Source organism: uncultured Megamonas sp. (assembly GCF_958438645.1).
In the GTDB taxonomy this organism is placed as follows: Bacteria; Bacillota; Negativicutes; order Selenomonadales; family Selenomonadaceae; genus Megamonas.
Genome location: NZ_CAUBSM010000004.1, coordinates 128,513 through 146,452, shown reverse-complemented (window position 1 = coordinate 146,452; position 17,940 = coordinate 128,513). Strand labels below are relative to the sequence as shown.

The window sequence follows — 17,940 nt, the reverse complement described above, 5'->3', positions numbered from 1 at the left end:
AAAAATTTTTTTATTTTGTTAAAAAATATTTATATTGATAAATTACATAAAAAAAGAATGCCTATAAAATATCTTATAGGCATTCTTTATATTATCATGGTAATGTTTTTATTTTATCGATTGGCCAGAAGATTAAAACAGCTTTACCTTTGATTAAATCAAATGGTACCATGCCAACATCAGCAAAACGACTATCTTCAGAATTATTGCGATTATCGCCCATTACGAAAATATGTCCTTCTGGTACAGTAGCCAGTGGATAATCTCCTCTAGTTGTGCTTAAGATATATGGTTCATTTTTTAATTCACCATTTACATAAACATGACCATCTTTGATTTCAATAGTATCTCCAGGAATTGCAATTACACGTTTGATAAAATCACGGCTAGGATCTTTTGGATATTGGAATACTAAGATATCACCACGTTCAGGATCATGTAAATTATAAATAAATTTATTAACGACTAAACGCTCTTGATTTTGTAATGTCGGACGCATAGAAGGTCCATCAACTAAATATAATTCTACTACAAAATGACGAATGAATAAGGCTAAGACAACAGCGATAGCTATGGAAATAACCCAATCTTTAATTTCACTACCTAAAGATGACTCTTTTTTATCAGCCATGATAATCCTCCCTCTACTAGAACATACTAATAAAACAAAAGGGACTTGCCATAGGCAGTCCCTCTTATGAAGATATTAGCGTCTTTCTTTAATACGAGCAGCTTTACCAGTAAGGTTACGAAGATAATAAAGTTTTGCTCTACGAACAATACCTCTACGAGTAACTTCGATTTTTGCAAGGCGTGGGGAATGTACTGGGAAAGTACGTTCAATACCAACACCATAAGAAATTCTTCTTACTGTGAAGTTTTCACGAACGCCAGAACCTTGGCGAGCGATTACAACACCTTCGAACATCTGAATACGTTCGTTGGATCCTTCAACTACTTTTACATGTACGCGAACGCTATCGCCAGGGATAAATTTAGGGATATCGTTACGTAATTGTTCCTGTTCTAAAGCCTGAATAATATTCATTATTTTTCCTCCTTAATTCAAACGTTCATATAAGAATATCTCACAGCGGACCGTTTGTTGCATACTAGGCTATTTTATCATATAAAAATGGGCTATGCAATATATTTTTGGGAGATTTTTCGAGAATTTGACAAATATTTTAGGATAATTTATATTAAAGGCAGAATATGAAAAAGGGAGCTTGTAGACAGGCTGAGAGGAAGTTGTGAACTTCGACCTATGACCTGATTTGGATAATGCCAACGTAGGGAAATATTAGTTTGATTACGTATTTTCAAGGAAATGGCATGGCTATTTCCTTTTTTTATTTTTAAATATTTTTATTTTTTATGAGGTGATTTTTTGTCTACATTTTTTACATCAACAAATAATTCTAGTTTTAATGTATCATTGATTTGGTTTGGTACAGCAGTTTCTGTGGCTGAAATCATGACAGGAACTTTTTTAGCACCACTTGGCATGAAAAATGGATTTTTAGCTATTTTAGTAGGTCATGTAATTGGTGGAATTATTCTTTATTTAGCAGGGATTATCGGTGCTAATAAACGTTGTAGTGCTTCTGAAAGTATTAATTTATCTTTTGGTAAGTTGGGTTCTGTTAGTTTCTCTCTATTAAATACTATTCAATTAATAGGTTGGACTTCTATAATGACCATCATTGGGGCACAAGCTTTTAATAAATTAATGACATCTTTATGGAATATGGGAGAAAATACTATTTTATGGACAATTATCATAGGTCTTTTTCCTTGCATTTGGATTTTTAGTACAATGGATTTTGTGAGTAAAATAAATAAAGTAGTAATGCTTTGTTTATTGCTTGCTTCTTTATATTTAGGTTTTGGAGCTGTATTTTCTACAAATGAAATTGTAACATCTATAGATGAGGGTATGAGTTTTGGTATGGCAGTAGAATTGAATATTGCTATGTGTTTATCATGGATGCCAGTCATATCAGACTATACAAGAACGCTTAAAAATCAAACTACAGGTACATTAAGCTGTGTAGTGGCATATTGTTTTGGTAGTATTTTAATGTATACAATTGGTTTAGGTAGTGCTGTTCATTATGGAATAACAGATATTTGTGACATTTTCATGTTATCTGGATTAGGTATTATTTCTTTAGTTGTTATTTTATTATCTACAGTAACGACTAATTTTATTACGATAAATTCTTCAAGTATCTGTTTAAATCATATCAGTAATCAATTAGATGTAAAATATACAGCATTTTTTGTATGTATAATTTCTACATTGCTTGCTATTTTCTTATCTATGGAGCAATATGAAACTTTCCTTTATTTTATAGCAGCGACTTTTGCACCATTGTTTGCTATTGCTTTTTCTGAGTATTTTTTCAGTCATAATATTTATCATCAGAATTCATTTATCACTGGTAAAAATTGCATTTTATGGCTAATTGGTTTTATAGCTTATGAATTATTGATTGATTATAGTACTTTTATTGGCATTACTGTTCCTGTTATGGTAGTTATAGCTATTGTTAATGTTATATTGAATAAATTGGTTGTAAAGAAATAATATAAAATATGTTATTTTAATGAGAAAAAATAATATAATAAATATTGAGTTAAACAACATAAAGATATTGACAAGGATTTTTTCTTTTGCTAGACTTTATGTACAGCGATGAACTAGAAAAGTAGCTTCATTAGATTAGCGAGTAGTGATGGTGCAAGACTACAAGAAGTGAATGGCACTAGGGAGCTTTATAATAATAAATAACATTCTAAAGAGGACTTAAATATATTTAAGTCAATCAGGGTGGAACCGCGGGAATACATCTCGTCCCTGTAACATTTTGTTGTTACATGGGCGAGATTTTTTATTTTGTCGCCCATGAATATCAAGGAGGTATATTTATGACATTTCAGGAAATTATCCTGACTTTGCAGGAATTTTGGTCTAAGCAAGGCTGTATTTTAGCTCAACCTTATGACGTGGAAAAAGGTGCAGGTACTATGAACCCTTCTACATTTTTACGTGTACTTGGCCCTGAACCTTGGCATGTAGCATATGTAGAACCATCTCGTCGTCCAGCTGATGGTCGTTATGGTGAAAATCCTAACCGTTTATTCCAACATCATCAATTCCAGGTAATTATGAAACCATCTCCTGATAATATTCAGGAACTTTATTTACAGAGTTTAGCAAAACTCGGTATCAATGAAAAAGAACATGATATCCGTTTTGTTGAAGATAACTGGGAATCTCCAACACTTGGTGCTTGGGGACTTGGTTGGGAAGTTTGGCTCGATGGTATGGAAATCACACAGTTTACTTATTTCCAACAAGTAGGTAGTGTTGATGTAAAACCTGTAGCTTCTGAAATCACTTATGGTCTTGAACGTATTGCAATGTATATCCAAGAAAAAGAAAATGTTTATGATATTGATTGGAATGGTACATACACTTATGGTGATGTATTCCATCAAAATGAATTTGAACAATCCACTTATAACTTTGAACTTGCAGATACTGCTCTTTTATTTGACCTTTTCGATAAATACGAAAAAGAAGCAATTCGCGTAATTGAGCTTGGCTATGTTCATCCAGCATATGATTATGTATTGAAATGTTCTCATACATTTAACTTGCTTGATTCTCGTGGAGCAATCAGCGTATCTGAACGTACAGCTTTCATTTCTCGTGTACGTAATCTTGCTCGTCTTTGTGCTCAGTGTTATTTAAAACAGCGTGAAGAACTCGGCTATCCTCTCTTGAAGAAAGGAGCAAAATAATAATGGCTAAAGATTTATTATTAGAAATTGGTACAGAAGAAGTTCCTGCTCATTTTATGCCAGGAATTTTAGCTCAATTAAAACAAAAGGCAACTGCAAAATTTCAAGAAATGCGTCTTGATTTTGATGAAGTAACAACTCTTGGTACACCTCGCAGAACTGCACTTTTGGTAAAAAATCTTGCAGAAACTCAGCAAGGTGCATCTAGTGAATATAAAGGCCCATCTACTGCTATTGCTTTTGATAAAGATGGTAATCCTACAAAAGCAGCTATTGGTTTTGCTCGTGGTAAAAAAGTAGATGTTGCTGATTTAGTAGTAAAAGATGGTTATGTATATGCTGTTTCCAGTGAAGAAGGCAAACAGACTGTAGAACTTTTACCTACTTTATTAAAAGAATTAGTAGAAGGTTTGAATTTCCCTAAAAATATGCGTTGGGGCGATTTAGATTTCCGCTTTGTACGTCCACTTCGTTGGCTTGTAGCCTTATATGATGAAGAAGTAATTGATTTTACAGTAGCTAATGTAAAATCTGGTCGCATATCTCGTGGTCATCGCTTCTTAAGTGAAGGCGATTTCAGCATTGCTAAAGCAAGTGATTATGTTGCAGATTGCGAAAAAGCTTTTATCATTGTTGACCAAAATAAACGTCGTGATATGATTAAAGAACAGATTGAAAAACTTGCTACAGAACATAATGGACACGCTGAAATTACTGAAGATTTATTAGAAGAAGTAACTTATCTCGTTGAATATCCAACAGCACTTTGCGGTAGTTTTGAAGATAAATATTTGAAATTACCAAAAGAAGCTGTAATCACTCCAATGAGAGATCATCAGCGTTATTTCCCTGTTTTGGATGATAATAACAATTTATTACCATTATTTATCACAGTTCGCAATGGTGGCGATTACTGTCTCGAAACAGTACAGCATGGTAATGAACGTGTACTTCGTGCAAGACTTGCTGACGCTCAATTCTTCTTTGACGAAGATAGAAAACATAGTCTTTATGATTATGTAGAAAAATTAAAAACTGTAGTATTCCAAGAAGGTCTTGGTACAATTTATGATAAAGCTAATCGTTTAGCAGAACTTTCTGCTTTCATTGGTGAAAAAGTAAATGCTACAGAAGCTGAAATAAAAACAACTAAACGTGCTGCAATTTTAGCAAAAGCTGACCTTGTATCTGCTATGGTTTGTGAGTTTACTGAACTTCAAGGTATCATGGGTCGTGAATATGCACTTTTAGATGGTGAAGGTCAAGAAGTAGCAACTGCTATTTATGAACATTATATGCCACGTTTTGCAGGTGATGCAGAACCAGCTAGCGTAGCAGGTCGTCTTGTTTCTTTAGCTGATAAAATGGATAATATCGTAGCTACATTTAGCCGTGGACTTGTACCAACAGGTTCTCAAGATCCATTTGCACTCCGTCGTCAAGCTCTTGGCATTGTGCATACAATTATTGAAGCAAACTACACTATTTCCATCAGTGAAATTGCAGATAAAGCAATGGATTTACTCAATATCACTGATAGTGAAAAACGTGCTGAAATCCAGAAAAATGTAGCAGAATTCTTCACTTTACGTCTTAAAAATGTACTTGGCGATAATGATGTTCGCTATGATATCATTGACGCTGTACTTGAAAATGCAGATGAAGTTGCAGGTACTTATGCTAAAGCTTGCGTAACAGCTCAAGAAATTGCTTCTGGTGTATTAAATGATGCAATTCAAGCTTTTGTACGTGTAGGTAACATCAGCAAAAAAGCAGAAAATAATGTTATTAATGAAGCGTTATTTACATTAGATGAAGAAAAAGCTCTTTATAATACTTATGTAGCAGTAGCTAAAGATGTAGAAACTGCTTTAAATAATAAAGATTATAAAGTTGCTATTGATAAAATGCAGGAACTCACTGCACCAATCAATAATTTCTTTGATAATGTAATGGTTATGGATAAAGACGAACAAATCAAAAATAATCGTCTTGCACTTCTTAAAAATATTGATACACTTATTAAATCTATTGCAGATTTTGGTAAAATCGTATTATAAGAATGATTGATAAAAGGCTAGGTAGTTAAATGTTAGGTTTGACTATCTAGCTTTTTGTTATTAAAAATAAAATAAAACTAAATAAAATAATAAGAAGACTTGTTATAGGTATTTTTCTATAGCAAGTCTTTTTTAGTATTGATATTTACTAATGCCAAAATTATAGAAAAAAGCAGGATTTATATAATATGGTGTTTAAAAATATAAAGATGAGTTGTAAATTCTATTGATTTGGAAAAATGAATTATAGATTTAATTTGAAAAGTAGAGGATATATAAATGAAGGAAAAAGAAATTTTAATCAAAGGTGCTTTACTGCATGATATAGGAAAAGTATGTTATCGTACGGGTAAAAGGATAAATCATTCTAAATTAGGTGGAGATTTTTTAGAGCAGTATTTAAAAGCAGGTGAAGAAACAGAACGTTTATTGAATTGTGTGAGATATCATCATAAAGATTATCTCCAAAAAGCTAAATTAGATAAAAATGATTTAGCATATATTGTTTATGAAGCAGATAATATTGCCTCAGGCATGGATAGACGAGAAAATGAAGGCGAAGAAAAGGGTTTTGATCCAAAATTAAATTTGGATAGTATATTTAGTGTTTTTTATAGTGATAAAGAAATACAAGTAGCAAATAAATATCCTTTAATATATAAAGATATAAATAAAGCGTTTAATTATCCGCGAAAAGATATTTCTTTGGCAACGAATAGTAATTATGAAGCTTTATTGAATAAGTTGAAATCGCATTTTATCACGAAAGACATAAATCAAATATCAATAAATCAATTATTGCAAATCATAGAAGAAGGATTTTCCTATGTACCATCGAGTACAAATAGAGCAGAAGTTTGTGATATTTCATTATATGTTCATTCAAAAATAACCTCAGCAGTGGCTAGTTGTATGAAATTATATTTTGATGAACAACAGATACAAGATTATAAAAAATATTGTTTTAATAGTGGAAGTAAAATTTTTAGAAATGAAAAAATATATCTTTTAATTTCTGGTGATATATCAGGTATACAGGATTTTATTTATACTATTCCATCAAAAGGTGCTTTGAAAACTTTGAGAGGTCGCTCACTTTATATTGATTTATTATTAGAAGAATTTATAGATGAATATTTAGAGCAAATAGGACTATCAAGAGCAAATGTATTATATTCTGGTGGAGGGCATTTTTATATTTTAGCTCCGAATATAGAAGGTACAAAAAAAGCTATAGATAAATTACAAGCAAAGATGAATAGATGGCTGATGGAAAATATAGGCATTAATCTATATTTAGCTATCGGTACGGCTGAATGCAGTGCTAATAATTTGATGAAATCTGAAGCTCAAGGAAATTTATTTGTTACAGTTAATAAAAAATTAAAAGATGATAAAAGTATACGATATAGCAAAGATGAAGATTTTTTAGAGCATATATTTAATGTAGAAAAAGAAGAAGATACAGCAAAAAAAGAATGTAATATCTGTCATAATTTAGTGGATAAACTTTGGAAATATAATAGTGATGAAGAAATTGCTTGTGAATTTTGTCTGAATTTATATAAATTGGGGCAAGATATATTGACACAAGATTTAGTTTTTGTCATCAGTGAGGAAAAAATAGATGGTGGCATCAAAATTTTTGGCAAAGATAAAGATTTATATATGTATGCTGTAAATATAGAAGATATAGATATGTTTAAAGGAAAAATCCTGCGTATTTATAGCAAAAATAATCTTTTAGAAAATGATTTGGCTATACGTTTATATTTAGCAGATTATAGTGCTAAAAATGAAAATGATGAGGTCATGACTTTTGATGATTTAGCTAAGAGTAGTTGCAAAATAGATAAAGGTATAAAAAGATTAGGCGTATTGCGATTAGATGTAGATGATTTAGGTATAGCTTTTAGCAGTGGTTTTGTAAACGATAAAGATAAAATAGAAGATAATTTAAGATATGCTACTTTATCTCGCTATGCAGATTTATCAAAAGATATATCTATGTTTTTTAAAGTGGCGATAAATAAAATCTGTGCTGGTGATTTAACAGGGTGCGTAGATTTTGAAGAGAAAGCTTTCAATATTTTTGGCATAGCTAAAGCCCAAAAACGCAAGGTAAATATTATTTATGCTGGCGGTGATGATTTATTTTTAGTTGGTGCATGGGACGAAGTATTGGAAGTAGCAATAGATATAAACAGAGCTTTTAAACAATTTACTAATGGAAAATTGACACTCAGTGCAGGTATGGCAATGTTTAGCCCGACATATCCTATCAGTAAGATGGCAGAGATTGCAGGTTTATTAGTACAAATGAGCAAGAGTAGGAAAGATAAAAATAGCATAGCTTTATTTGGTATGGAAACGAATTTAAAAGCAAATGGTCAGCTAGAGTGTAAGCATATATATACATGGGCGGATTTTGAGATGAAGGTCTGCAAAGAGAAGATGAATTATTTATTAGCTCGTCTTTCTTTTGATGGTGATAAGTTTAATAAATTATCTGTAGGAAAGAGTTTAATTTATAGATTGATGGATTTAATTCAATTAGCAGATGAAGATAAATTGAATATAGCAAGATTTGCTTATGTATTGGCGAGAATGCAACCTAAACAAGACAAAGATGAGCAAAAAAGAAAAGTATATGAAGATTTTGTAAGTAAAATGTATCAATGGATAAATAATAATGAAGATAAAAAGCAATTAGCGACTGCTTTAAATTTATTAGTATATTATTTAAGAGATAAAAAGGAGTAAATATTTATGGAAAATATAGTGGATAAAGCGGAATTAGCAATAAAATCTATTGGTAAACAAGATAAAAATAATCCCAATAAATTATATATAAAGCTAAAAACTAATCAAATAAGAAAAATTTTAACAGCGGTGAATATCTTAAAAAATAAAGTAGATATCTATAAAATAGCTAATCCTCAAGCGAAAAAATTAGATGAAGAATTGCAAATGGAAATAGAATTTTTGAGAGTAAATATTGCATATCAAATAGGCAGAGAGAAAGGTAAAGAAAATTTAGTTAGGGAGTTTGTAGAAAAAGCAGATTTATTAAATATGGTAAAAAATATCAATGGCGATATAAAAGCTTTTGAGAATTTTTGTAGATATATAGAGGCTTTAGTGGCATTTCATAAATTTTATGGAGGACAAGAATAATGATGAATATACAAGGACAAAGACAATTACAGGGAAAATTATTTATTACGGCAAATTTAAAGCTCATAACAGGTATGCATATAGGGGCAAATAGTGATTTTGCACCTATTGGGGCGGTAGATAGTCCATTTATTCGCGATTGTCTGACTCATGAACCAATCATTCCTGGTAGTTCTTTGAAAGGAAAAATTCGCACTTTATTGGCTAAAAGCAGATGTAAAAATTTAATTTTAAATAATATAGATGATGATGATGATGTGATATCACGTCTATTTGGTTCAGCAGGGAAAAAAGGTGCTTGTTTTGCAAGATTGCAGTTTTTTGATTTATTTTTGACTAGCAAAAGTGTAGAATTATTTAAAAATCTCGATACAGATACGTATATTGGCGAGATAAAATGGGAAAATACTATAGCTAGATTGACAGGCTCGGCAAATCCTCGTCAGATTGAAAGAGTACCAGCTGGAGCAGAATTTGCATTTAAACTTGTTTATAATATTGAAGATGAAGAGCAGATAGATGAAGATATGAAGATTTTAGCTCAAGGTTTTCAATTATTACAGATGGATTATCTTGGCGGACATGGTTCTCGTGGATATGGTAGAGTGAAATTCAGTGATTTTAAAGTTAAAGCTATAAATAAGAAAATTGATGCTGATGAATATGAATATTTTTTTGAAGGGAAATGTTCATAATGAAATATAGAGCTTATTTTTTAGAGTTTTTGACACCTGTGCATTTTGCAGATAATAATTTTGGCGGAGATTTAGAAAAAGCTAGTTTTTATTGTAGTGCAGATACTTATTTTAGTGCCATTTGTTCAGAAGCTAATTTGATTTCTAAGGAAATACTACAAAGCATTATGGAAAAATTTGAGCAGAGAAAATTAGCGATATCCAGTTTATTTCCTTATTATTATTCTGTCCAAAATGATGATTTACAATTATATTTGCCAAAGATATATTTATCTGTGGATAATTTGTCGAAGATAGACTCTTATTCTGAACAGAAAAAATACAGTAGATTATGGAAGCAAAATGATAAAGAAAATTTTATCCGTATTAGTGAAATTAAAAATTGGCTACAATCTATAAATGATAAAGAAGTATATATCATAGATAATCCTATTTTTGCCATAGAAAATACAATGGAAAAAGTAGCTTGTAGAGGTCAAGAGCCTTTACCTTATTTTGTGAATAGCTATAAATTCAATGATAATGCAGGATTGTATTTTATCTTGGGTTATGAAGATGATGATGACGCTATTATTATGGAAAAAATAATAGAAAGTCTGGGTTATAGTGGTATTGGTGGCAAAAAAAGCAGTGGTTATGGTAAATATAAATTTTTTGATGATTTTATAGAATTAAGTGAAACAGATAGTATTTATAAAGATGATTTGATTTTAACTAAAATGATAAATATGGATATGAGTGTAAATAGGGGCAGAAAATTATGTATAGCACCATTATTGCCTAAAAAAGAAGATGTAAAATATATATCTGTTGGCAATTATAAGATTGTAAAACGCAGTGGTTTTATCTATGACCAAAATACACATAATAAGAAGCGAAAAAATAATCTATATATGTTAGCAGAAGGTTCTTGTTTGATGAAGTATTTAGAAGGCATGATGCTAAAAGAAGAATATGAGGGCATATCTTATCCTATTTATCGAAATGGTATGGGTATGTTTGTGGGGATAGATTATGAATAATACGAATTTGATAGAATTTAATAAAATGTATCTGGATATTATCACACCTGTCAATATAGCCAGTAATGAAAAATTGAATACTACAGATTATATATATGATAGTAAAAATCAAGTAGCATATTTTTTAAATCCTTTGTTATGGCATAAATTTATTTATACGAAAAAATTATTTCCTGCTTACATGGATTTTATCAATGATAAGACTAAACCACGAAAAATATTATATAAATGGTTGATAGAGCAAGGTTATAATATTGAGGATATAAAAGAAGTCGTAAAATATAAATTAATCGCACATGAAAATATAGATAAGATAAGTAAAGATAGTTTAAATGATATTATTTTGCAGACAAAATTAATAGATGGCAGTGCTTATATACCAGGTAGTACGCTAAAAGGCTTGATAAGGACGGCTATTTTATATGATTTATTGCAAAAAAATCCGCATTTAAAACAAAGACTTTGGCAAAGTTTGGAAAGAGCTATAAATGGTAATAAATCTTATGATGAAATAAAAAGGGTTGAAAATAATTTAAATAGATTATTGACGGCTGAAATAGAAGGTACAGGAAAGAGAGAATATACGAAATACGATAAGAAAAGTGCAAAAAGTGAGTATTATAATTTTATGCAGGGAATAAAATTAAGTGATGCTATGGCAAAGACAGAGCATAATAACTTAGTTTTATTGAAAAAAATTGATTTGGCAGTGAAGGATAGTTATATAAAAGAAAATTCGCTAAGTGTTTATCGTGAATGTATAGAGCCGAAGACGAGATTTTATTTTGATATGCAGATAGAAAAAAGATTTACGCAAAAATTAAATATAAATTCAGCAGAAGATATTTTAATAATGATACAAAATTTCTTTGACGCTAGTAATGAATTATTATCATCTGCTTTTGGCAAAGATTATGGATTTTTATTTAATGATACGAACTTAGGCAATACTTATATCGGTGGTGGTACAGGCTTTTTGACGAAAACTCTAGTGGCTTATCTAGCACCTACAAAGATGAAAGCAAAAGAATTTATCAGTAGATATTTAAATATGAAATTCAAACAAAGAGTAAAGCCTGGTATAAGAGATACGAAGATTGCTCCACGAACATTGAAAGCTACAAAATATAATGGAAAATTGACTTTGCTAGGTATAGCGAAGATAGGTAAAGTATAATTATGTTGAAAATAATTGAGATAGTATTAAAAGCTAAAGCTGATGAAAAAATACAAAAGGCAGAAAAATCTTTAGCGTCAATTATGAATGATATTTTGATGCAATATGTAGACGACAAGTATAGAGAATATTTATCTATGCAGATGATAAAGCCATATACGCAATATATAATAAAAGATATAGAGGCTGAAGATATATATTATTGGCGGATTGCTACACTAAATCAAGAAGCTACAGAAAATATAGCTTATAGATTGATGGATAAATTGACGAAGGAAAATTGCAAGCTTATAACAGCTGATAAGATAGTATTTCAGATAGAGAAGAAAAGTTATATTCATAGTGCTACATATAAGCAATTAGTAACGAAATATTTTACACGTAGATTGAAAAGTAGCTATATTGAATTTAATTTTTTGACACCGACTTTATTGTTTGGTGAAGAAGACAAAATGATTTGTCAACCGCATGATATAATAATGAATTTAGTCGCTATCTGGAATTTATTTGCCATTGATGAAAAATTGTATGAACAAGATTTAATTGAAAATCTAGCACAAGAAATACAGCTAGATGATTATGAAGTCGTTTTAAGACCACAGCTGATAAATGGCAAAAAAAGACCTACATTTCAAGGAAAATGTAGGTTTAGTTTAAAAAACAATATAATGGCAAATAAAATAATCTTAATGTTGGCAGAGTTTTCCCAGTATACATCAATAGGAGTAAATACTCATCTAGGTATGGGAGCAATACAGATAAAATTAAATTAAAGCAAAATAAAAAGGCTTGTTATAGAAAAATAACTATAACAAGTCTTTTTTTATACAGTAACTGTTGATATTTATCTAGCTGAGAGATTATTAAAAGGTCTTAAGGTAACAGAGTTTTCGTACAGTATCTGTTGATATTTATCTGGCCAACAAACAATGTGGAGCTTATGGTTTAAATCTGTTTTCGTACAGTATCTGTTGATATTTATCAGAAGAATGGACTTGCTCAAGTAAAAAGACTGTCATTGTTTTCGTACAGTATCTGTTGATATTTATCATAAAGCAAAAGCTGAATCAACAATATATCCAAAGTTTTCGTACAGTATCTGTTGATATTTATCCCTTAAAGATTAAGGTTTATGAAATATATTATATATGAAAATAGTGATTTTATCAAGGTTTAGGGATTTTTTACCAGTGAAAAGGATTTTGAGAATTTAATGACGAATTTTTGTTATAATTATTGATATATAAATATTAAAAAAGATGAATATATAATTTGGTAAATTCAAAGAAAGGGGCATTTTGATGAAAGTTTATCAGATACGCATAAAATTATATTTATTAAAGGATATCATGGCACAAGATGTGCAAATTATGTTGACTAGATTTATTGATAAAAGTTTATTTGCAAAAGAAAATCTAGGAAAATTACATAATACAAATACATATAAAAATTATTGTTATGATTTATTATCGCCATTAGAAAAAGATAAAATCTATAAAAAAGGCAAGATATATACTTTGACTATCAGAACTATTGATGAGGATATGGCAGAATTTTTCTATGAAGTTTGTCCAAATATAAATACTAGAGAATTTAAAGGTCTGACAGCAGAAAAAAGAGTTTTGCCACGAAAGATAATAGAATTTATCTATACTTTGACACCAATGATAATCAAGGCAGAAAATGGTTATTGGAAAAATTGCATGAGTCAAGAAGAATTTGAACAGCGATTTATCATTAATTTAACTAAGAAAATAAATAATTTTAAAGGCGATGTAAATGATAAAGATGAAATAAATATGGAAAAATTTTATTCCACTATAGAATTTTTAAATAAAACACCTGTGCCAATGAAATATAAAAATATAAAACTTCTCGGCGATAAAGTGCGTCTTGCTGTCTTAGATGATGAAAAATCTCAAGAAATGGCATATTTATCTTTAGGCGTGGGCTTAGGTGAGATGAATTCACGAGGAGCAGGTTTTGTGAATTATCGTTGGCTATAAATTTAAACTAGATGATTGAGGAAAAAACTTGATTGTCTAGTTTTTTTATAGAAAGATTTATATATATAATTAGGAAAAAACTTTATTATAATAATGGTTTTGAAGTTGCTTTATCTAGGATTTATGCCTATAATAAAGTATTGATATATCTTTGATGAGGTGGTCAAATGGCAAGTAAAGCTTTTTTAGTAGCACTACAGTATGGAATGCTTCTTTGTATCTGTGGTTATATTTTTGTAACAGTGAAATCCATGTTCAAAGATTTGAAAAGTACTTCCAGTTTAGAGCCAGTAAAAAAAGAGAATACGCAAAATGAAGTGGCTTTGATAGTGCTAGAAGCAGTAGATCCTAAATTGGCTAATAAGAAAATATCTTTTTCAGGTCAAATATCTATTGGCAGAGGCAAAGAAAATGATATTGTATTAGATGATATTTATGTATCACATCATCATGCTGTTATTAGTCCAGTTCGCAATCTTTATCAGATTGAAGATTTACAAAGTCGAAATCACACCTATATAAATGGTAATATTCTTAATGGCAAAGAATTTTTACAAAATGGTGATATTATAAAAATAGGTTGTGTATCATTCCGTTTTGAGAGGTGAGAACTATGATAATTACTCATGCTACTGATATTGGTTGTGTACGTACTACAAATGAAGATAGTTATCTTTGCATTGAACCACATATTTATGCAGTTGCAGATGGCATGGGAGGACATGCAGCTGGAGAGGTTGCCAGCCGTATAATGGTGGATACCATAAAATTTCATTTGGAGAATAAAAATCCAGATGAATGTAGTGAAGAATGTCTAAGATCAGTTGTTCTAGAGGCGAATAAACAGATAATAAAAGCATCTAGTGAAAATCCAGATTATAATGGTATGGGAACAACGATTAGTTTATTTTATGTACATTATGGCTATGCCACATGGGCCCATGTAGGTGATAGTAGAATTTATTTATTACGCAATGGTCAGATTAATCAATTGACAAGTGATCATTCATTAGTAAATGAGTTGTTACAACAAAATAAAATCACAGCACAGGAAGCAGAAAATTATCCCCATAAAAATATTTTAACAAGGGCTGCTGGTGTTTCTGTGAATTTAAATGTAGATACAGGTTATTGTGATATTTTACAAGCAGATAAATTTATTATTTGTTCTGATGGTCTTACTAATATGGTAAATAATGATGAGTTGAAAAATATCTGTTATGATAATAATGTAACAGATAAGGCTCAACAATTAGTACAAAGAGCAATTAATTACGGCGGAAAAGACAATATTACATGTATTGTGGTGGAAATATCATGATAAAAAATGGATATATAACATTAGTTTTTTCAATACTTTTATTATTTTTAGGAAGTTTATTAGTTAATATTAAAAATAATAATTTGACTATTGAAGCATTTATTCCAGCAATAGTGTTATCTGTTATTTTTATCGCAGTACAAATAATAAGTATGAAGATGCGAAAAAATGCGGATAATTATTTATTATCATTAGTTATGTTTATGTCAAGTATTAGTGCTATTATGATTTTACGCTTAAAGCCAGATTTATATGTTCATCAAATCATGTGGATATGTATAGGGCTTATTGTATTTTTGGTAATAGTAATGAGTGCAGATAAAATCTTAGATTTGTTGAATTATCCTTATGTATTGGGCTTAGGGGCTTTGATTATTATCTGTTCAGTGCTAATATTTGGTACAGATATAAGTGGTAATCGTAACTGGATTATCTTGGGACCTATTCAGGTACAACCTTCAGAATTTGCTAAGTTATTTATTATTGCCTTTTTATCTTCGTTTTTATCTGAAAATAAAAATGTATTGATATTACCTAGTAGAGGTTGGAAATTTATTCATTTACCGCCATTTAGATTTTTAGCTCCATTGTTATTGATATGGAGTGCATCAATTTTAATGTTCGTAAGTCTTAGAGATTTAGGTTCAGCATTATTATTCTTTGGTATTGTTGTCATCATGACTTATGTAGCTACAGGAAAGAAAATATATGTAGTGATAGCATTATTATTCTTTTCGTTATCATCATATATAAGCTATCTATTATTTGGTCATGTACAGACACGTGTAGCTATTTGGTTACATCCTTGGGATGATCCAATGGGCAGTGCTTATCAGATTGTGCAATCATTATTTGCCTTTGGTTATGGCGGAGTTTTTGGGACAGGATATACTTTTGGTTTTCCTCGCCTAATACCAGAGGTTCATACTGATTTTATTTTTGCAGCTATTGGTGAAGAATTTGGTCTGATAGGTGTAACTTTCTTATTGTTAGCATTTTTATTATTATTTATACGTGGTACCAAGATTGCATTATTATTGACTAATGAAAAATATAAATTGATGGCATTTGGTCTAGCAATAACTTTGTTATTGCAAACCTTTATTATTTTAGCTGGTGTAACTAAGCTGTTACCACTTACAGGTATTACCTTACCTTTTATTAGTTATGGTGGTAGTTCTATGGTTTCATCTTTCATTTCACTAGGGCTATTATATGCACTTAGTAGCAAGGAGAGATAAGTTTGCATAGACAAAATAATATAGATAAACATATATATACAATTGTAAAAGTATTTATTGGCTTATTTGCAATAATTTTTATTAATTTAGCATATATTCAAGTGTATCAAGCAGAAGCTTTACTAAAAGATAGCCATAATTCTCATGTAGCAGAAAAAGCTGCACAGGTACAACGAGGTAAAATATTGGATAGAAATGGTATTGTACTTGCTGATACTAATGTTGATGAAAAAAATAATTTTAAACGAGTGTATCCTTATGGAGAAGTTTTTGCTTCACCAATTGGTTATGTAAGTGATAAATTAGGTTATGCTGGTATAGAAAGTACGCAAAATACTTATCTTGCAGGTAATAATTTAGTATTGCACGCTTTAGGGCCAATAGCACAGCTCTTTGAGCAGAATGTGGGAAATGATGTTCATTTAACATTGAATGCTGATTATCAACAAGCTGCTTACAATGCTTTAGGTAATCGTAAAGGAGCTGTTGTCGTATTGAATCGCAAAACTGGAGAAGTTTTGGCAATGGTAAGTAGACCGATGTTTAACCCAAATACAATCGATGATGATTGGGATAATCTTCGCGTAGATGAAAATAGTCCGCTATTAAATCGTGCAAGTCAAGGGCTATATCCACCTGGTTCAGTAATTAAACCAATGATAGGTGATGGTGCATTGACTACAGGAGTAGCTGATACAGGTACAGTTGTTAATTGTACTGGTGCTTTACAATTAAGTGGAGGTTACTCTTTATCTGATAGTAGTGGTGAGGTTCATGGTAGTGTAAATTTAGCTAAAGCTATAGAAGAATCTTGTAATAGTTATTTTGGGACTATGGGTATACGTTTAGGTAGTAAAGGCTTAAAAGATACTTTTTCTCGTTTTGGTTATGATCAAGAACTTGATACGGATTTTATCAATAATAAACCGCAATTACCTGATTTTGATAATTTAAGTGATGGGGAACTCGCTCAAGTAGGTATTGGACAATCTACTTTACTCGTAACACCACTTCGCATGGCTATGTTAGCTGGAAGTATTGGTAATGATGGTATTATGATGAAACCTTTTGTAGTAAAAGAAATTACAACTCCAGATAATAGTGTTTTGGAACAACATCAACCAATGACTTGGCGACAAGTATCCTCACCAGAAATAATAAACATTATTTATGAAGATATGAAGAATGTTATTAATCATGGTACAGGTACAAGAGCCAATGTTCCTGGTATTGAAATGATAGGTAAAACAGGTACTGCTGAAAATTCTACAGGTAAAGACCATGCATGGTTTATCGGCTGTGCAAATATGCCAAATGAAGATATTGCATTTGCCGTTATCGTAGAAAATAGTGGATTTGGTGGTAGTGAGGCTGCACCTATTATAAAAAGTATACTCACAAGTATTTTAGCAAAGGAAGGGAAGTAAA

At 30.5% G+C, this 17,940-nt stretch carries 16 protein-coding genes, 1 CRISPR repeat array and 1 riboswitch; of the genes, 14 read left to right on the top strand and 2 right to left on the bottom strand.

Annotation, left to right across the window (positions count from 1 at the left end):
* Positions 1–94: 94 nt before the first annotated feature.
* The gene (gene lepB, locus Q5I67_RS05160; RefSeq protein ID WP_022227885.1) at positions 95–631 is read right to left on the bottom strand and encodes a signal peptidase I; all 537 of its coding nucleotides are present in this window, start codon (positions 629–631) and stop codon (positions 95–97) included.
* Positions 632–706: 75 nt separating this feature from the next.
* Positions 707–1,048, bottom strand: a complete 342-nt coding sequence (gene rplS, locus Q5I67_RS05155) for a 50S ribosomal protein L19 (RefSeq protein WP_008538128.1) — start codon at positions 1,046–1,048, stop codon at positions 707–709.
* Between the two features lie 163 nt (positions 1,049–1,211).
* A riboswitch (TPP riboswitch) is annotated at positions 1,212–1,318 on the top strand.
* 72 nt (positions 1,319–1,390) lie between these two features.
* Here rplS and cytX point away from each other — a divergent pair.
* From cytX to Q5I67_RS05085, 14 genes are all read left to right on the top strand, one after another.
* The gene (gene cytX / locus Q5I67_RS05150; protein ID WP_302486575.1) at positions 1,391–2,593 is read left to right on the top strand and encodes a putative hydroxymethylpyrimidine transporter CytX; all 1,203 of its coding nucleotides are present in this window, start codon (positions 1,391–1,393) and stop codon (positions 2,591–2,593) included.
* Between the two features lie 341 nt (positions 2,594–2,934).
* A complete protein-coding gene (glyQ, locus tag Q5I67_RS05145; protein ID WP_302486574.1) occupies positions 2,935–3,813 on the top strand; it encodes a glycine--tRNA ligase subunit alpha in 879 nt (292 codons plus the stop codon).
* A 2-nt stretch (positions 3,814–3,815) separates the two neighbouring features.
* Positions 3,816–5,873 (top strand): glycine--tRNA ligase subunit beta, encoded by a 2,058-nt coding sequence (glyS, locus tag Q5I67_RS05140; RefSeq protein ID WP_302486573.1) that lies wholly within the window; start codon positions 3,816–3,818, stop codon positions 5,871–5,873.
* Positions 5,874–6,152: 279 nt separating this feature from the next.
* Positions 6,153–8,636 (top strand): type III-A CRISPR-associated protein Cas10/Csm1, encoded by a 2,484-nt coding sequence (gene cas10, locus Q5I67_RS05135; RefSeq protein WP_302486572.1) that lies wholly within the window; start codon positions 6,153–6,155, stop codon positions 8,634–8,636.
* Between the two features lie 6 nt (positions 8,637–8,642).
* A complete protein-coding gene (csm2, locus tag Q5I67_RS05130) occupies positions 8,643–9,050 on the top strand; it encodes a type III-A CRISPR-associated protein Csm2 (RefSeq protein WP_302486571.1) in 408 nt (135 codons plus the stop codon).
* Positions 9,050–9,745, top strand: a complete 696-nt coding sequence (gene csm3 / locus Q5I67_RS05125; protein ID WP_302486570.1) for a type III-A CRISPR-associated RAMP protein Csm3 — start codon at positions 9,050–9,052, stop codon at positions 9,743–9,745. The genes csm2 and csm3 overlap by 1 nt, the downstream gene beginning before the upstream one ends.
* A complete protein-coding gene (locus tag Q5I67_RS05120) occupies positions 9,745–10,767 on the top strand; it encodes a type III-A CRISPR-associated RAMP protein Csm4 (protein ID WP_302486569.1) in 1,023 nt (340 codons plus the stop codon). Before csm3 ends, Q5I67_RS05120 begins: the two co-directional genes overlap by 1 nt.
* Positions 10,760–11,944 (top strand): type III-A CRISPR-associated RAMP protein Csm5, encoded by a 1,185-nt coding sequence (csm5, locus tag Q5I67_RS05115; RefSeq protein WP_302486568.1) that lies wholly within the window; start codon positions 10,760–10,762, stop codon positions 11,942–11,944. The genes Q5I67_RS05120 and csm5 overlap by 8 nt, the downstream gene beginning before the upstream one ends.
* 2 nt (positions 11,945–11,946) lie before the next feature.
* Entirely contained in the window at positions 11,947–12,717 is a 771-nt protein-coding gene (gene cas6 / locus Q5I67_RS05110) for a CRISPR system precrRNA processing endoribonuclease RAMP protein Cas6 (RefSeq protein WP_302486567.1), read from the top strand.
* A gap of 46 nt (positions 12,718–12,763) precedes the next feature.
* A CRISPR array of direct repeats spans positions 12,764–13,058; the repeat unit is 30 nt; unit sequence GTTTTCGTACAGTATCTGTTGATATTTATC.
* Positions 13,059–13,245: 187 nt separating this feature from the next.
* Positions 13,246–13,950, top strand: a complete 705-nt coding sequence (gene cas6 / locus Q5I67_RS05105; RefSeq protein ID WP_302486618.1) for a CRISPR-associated endoribonuclease Cas6 — start codon at positions 13,246–13,248, stop codon at positions 13,948–13,950.
* 167 nt (positions 13,951–14,117) lie between these two features.
* On the top strand, positions 14,118–14,558 hold the full coding sequence (locus tag Q5I67_RS05100; protein ID WP_296923453.1) for an FHA domain-containing protein: 441 nt from the start codon (positions 14,118–14,120) through the stop codon (positions 14,556–14,558).
* Positions 14,559–14,563: 5 nt separating this feature from the next.
* Positions 14,564–15,271: a Stp1/IreP family PP2C-type Ser/Thr phosphatase gene (locus Q5I67_RS05095; RefSeq protein ID WP_302486566.1), complete on the top strand. Its 708-nt coding sequence runs from the start codon at positions 14,564–14,566 to the stop codon at positions 15,269–15,271.
* Entirely contained in the window at positions 15,268–16,512 is a 1,245-nt protein-coding gene (locus Q5I67_RS05090; RefSeq protein ID WP_302486565.1) for an FtsW/RodA/SpoVE family cell cycle protein, read from the top strand. Before Q5I67_RS05095 ends, Q5I67_RS05090 begins: the two co-directional genes overlap by 4 nt.
* Before the next feature lie 2 nt (positions 16,513–16,514).
* The gene (locus Q5I67_RS05085; protein WP_302486564.1) at positions 16,515–17,939 is read left to right on the top strand and encodes a penicillin-binding protein 2; all 1,425 of its coding nucleotides are present in this window, start codon (positions 16,515–16,517) and stop codon (positions 17,937–17,939) included.
* Position 17,940 lies beyond the last annotated feature (1 nt).

What these genes read in the sequence shown, in the direction of transcription:
- lepB (WP_022227885.1), bottom strand. Translation starts at nt 631, where the DNA reads ATGGCTGATAAAAAAGAGTCATCTTTAGGTAGTGAAATTAAAGATTGG.
- rplS (WP_008538128.1), bottom strand. Translation starts at nt 1,048, where the DNA reads ATGAATATTATTCAGGCTTTAGAACAGGAACAATTACGTAACGATATC.
- glyQ (WP_302486574.1), top strand. Translation starts at nt 2,935, where the DNA reads ATGACATTTCAGGAAATTATCCTGACTTTGCAGGAATTTTGGTCTAAG.
- glyS (WP_302486573.1), top strand. Translation starts at nt 3,816, where the DNA reads ATGGCTAAAGATTTATTATTAGAAATTGGTACAGAAGAAGTTCCTGCT.
- cas10 (WP_302486572.1), top strand. Translation starts at nt 6,153, where the DNA reads ATGAAGGAAAAAGAAATTTTAATCAAAGGTGCTTTACTGCATGATATA.
- csm2 (WP_302486571.1), top strand. Translation starts at nt 8,643, where the DNA reads ATGGAAAATATAGTGGATAAAGCGGAATTAGCAATAAAATCTATTGGT.
- csm3 (WP_302486570.1), top strand. Translation starts at nt 9,050, where the DNA reads ATGATGAATATACAAGGACAAAGACAATTACAGGGAAAATTATTTATT.
- Q5I67_RS05120 (WP_302486569.1), top strand. Translation starts at nt 9,745, where the DNA reads ATGAAATATAGAGCTTATTTTTTAGAGTTTTTGACACCTGTGCATTTT.
- csm5 (WP_302486568.1), top strand. Translation starts at nt 10,760, where the DNA reads ATGAATAATACGAATTTGATAGAATTTAATAAAATGTATCTGGATATT.
- cas6 (WP_302486567.1), top strand. Translation starts at nt 11,947, where the DNA reads ATGTTGAAAATAATTGAGATAGTATTAAAAGCTAAAGCTGATGAAAAA.
- cas6 (WP_302486618.1), top strand. Translation starts at nt 13,246, where the DNA reads ATGAAAGTTTATCAGATACGCATAAAATTATATTTATTAAAGGATATC.
- Q5I67_RS05100 (WP_296923453.1), top strand. Translation starts at nt 14,118, where the DNA reads ATGGCAAGTAAAGCTTTTTTAGTAGCACTACAGTATGGAATGCTTCTT.
- Q5I67_RS05095 (WP_302486566.1), top strand. Translation starts at nt 14,564, where the DNA reads ATGATAATTACTCATGCTACTGATATTGGTTGTGTACGTACTACAAAT.
- Q5I67_RS05090 (WP_302486565.1), top strand. Translation starts at nt 15,268, where the DNA reads ATGATAAAAAATGGATATATAACATTAGTTTTTTCAATACTTTTATTA.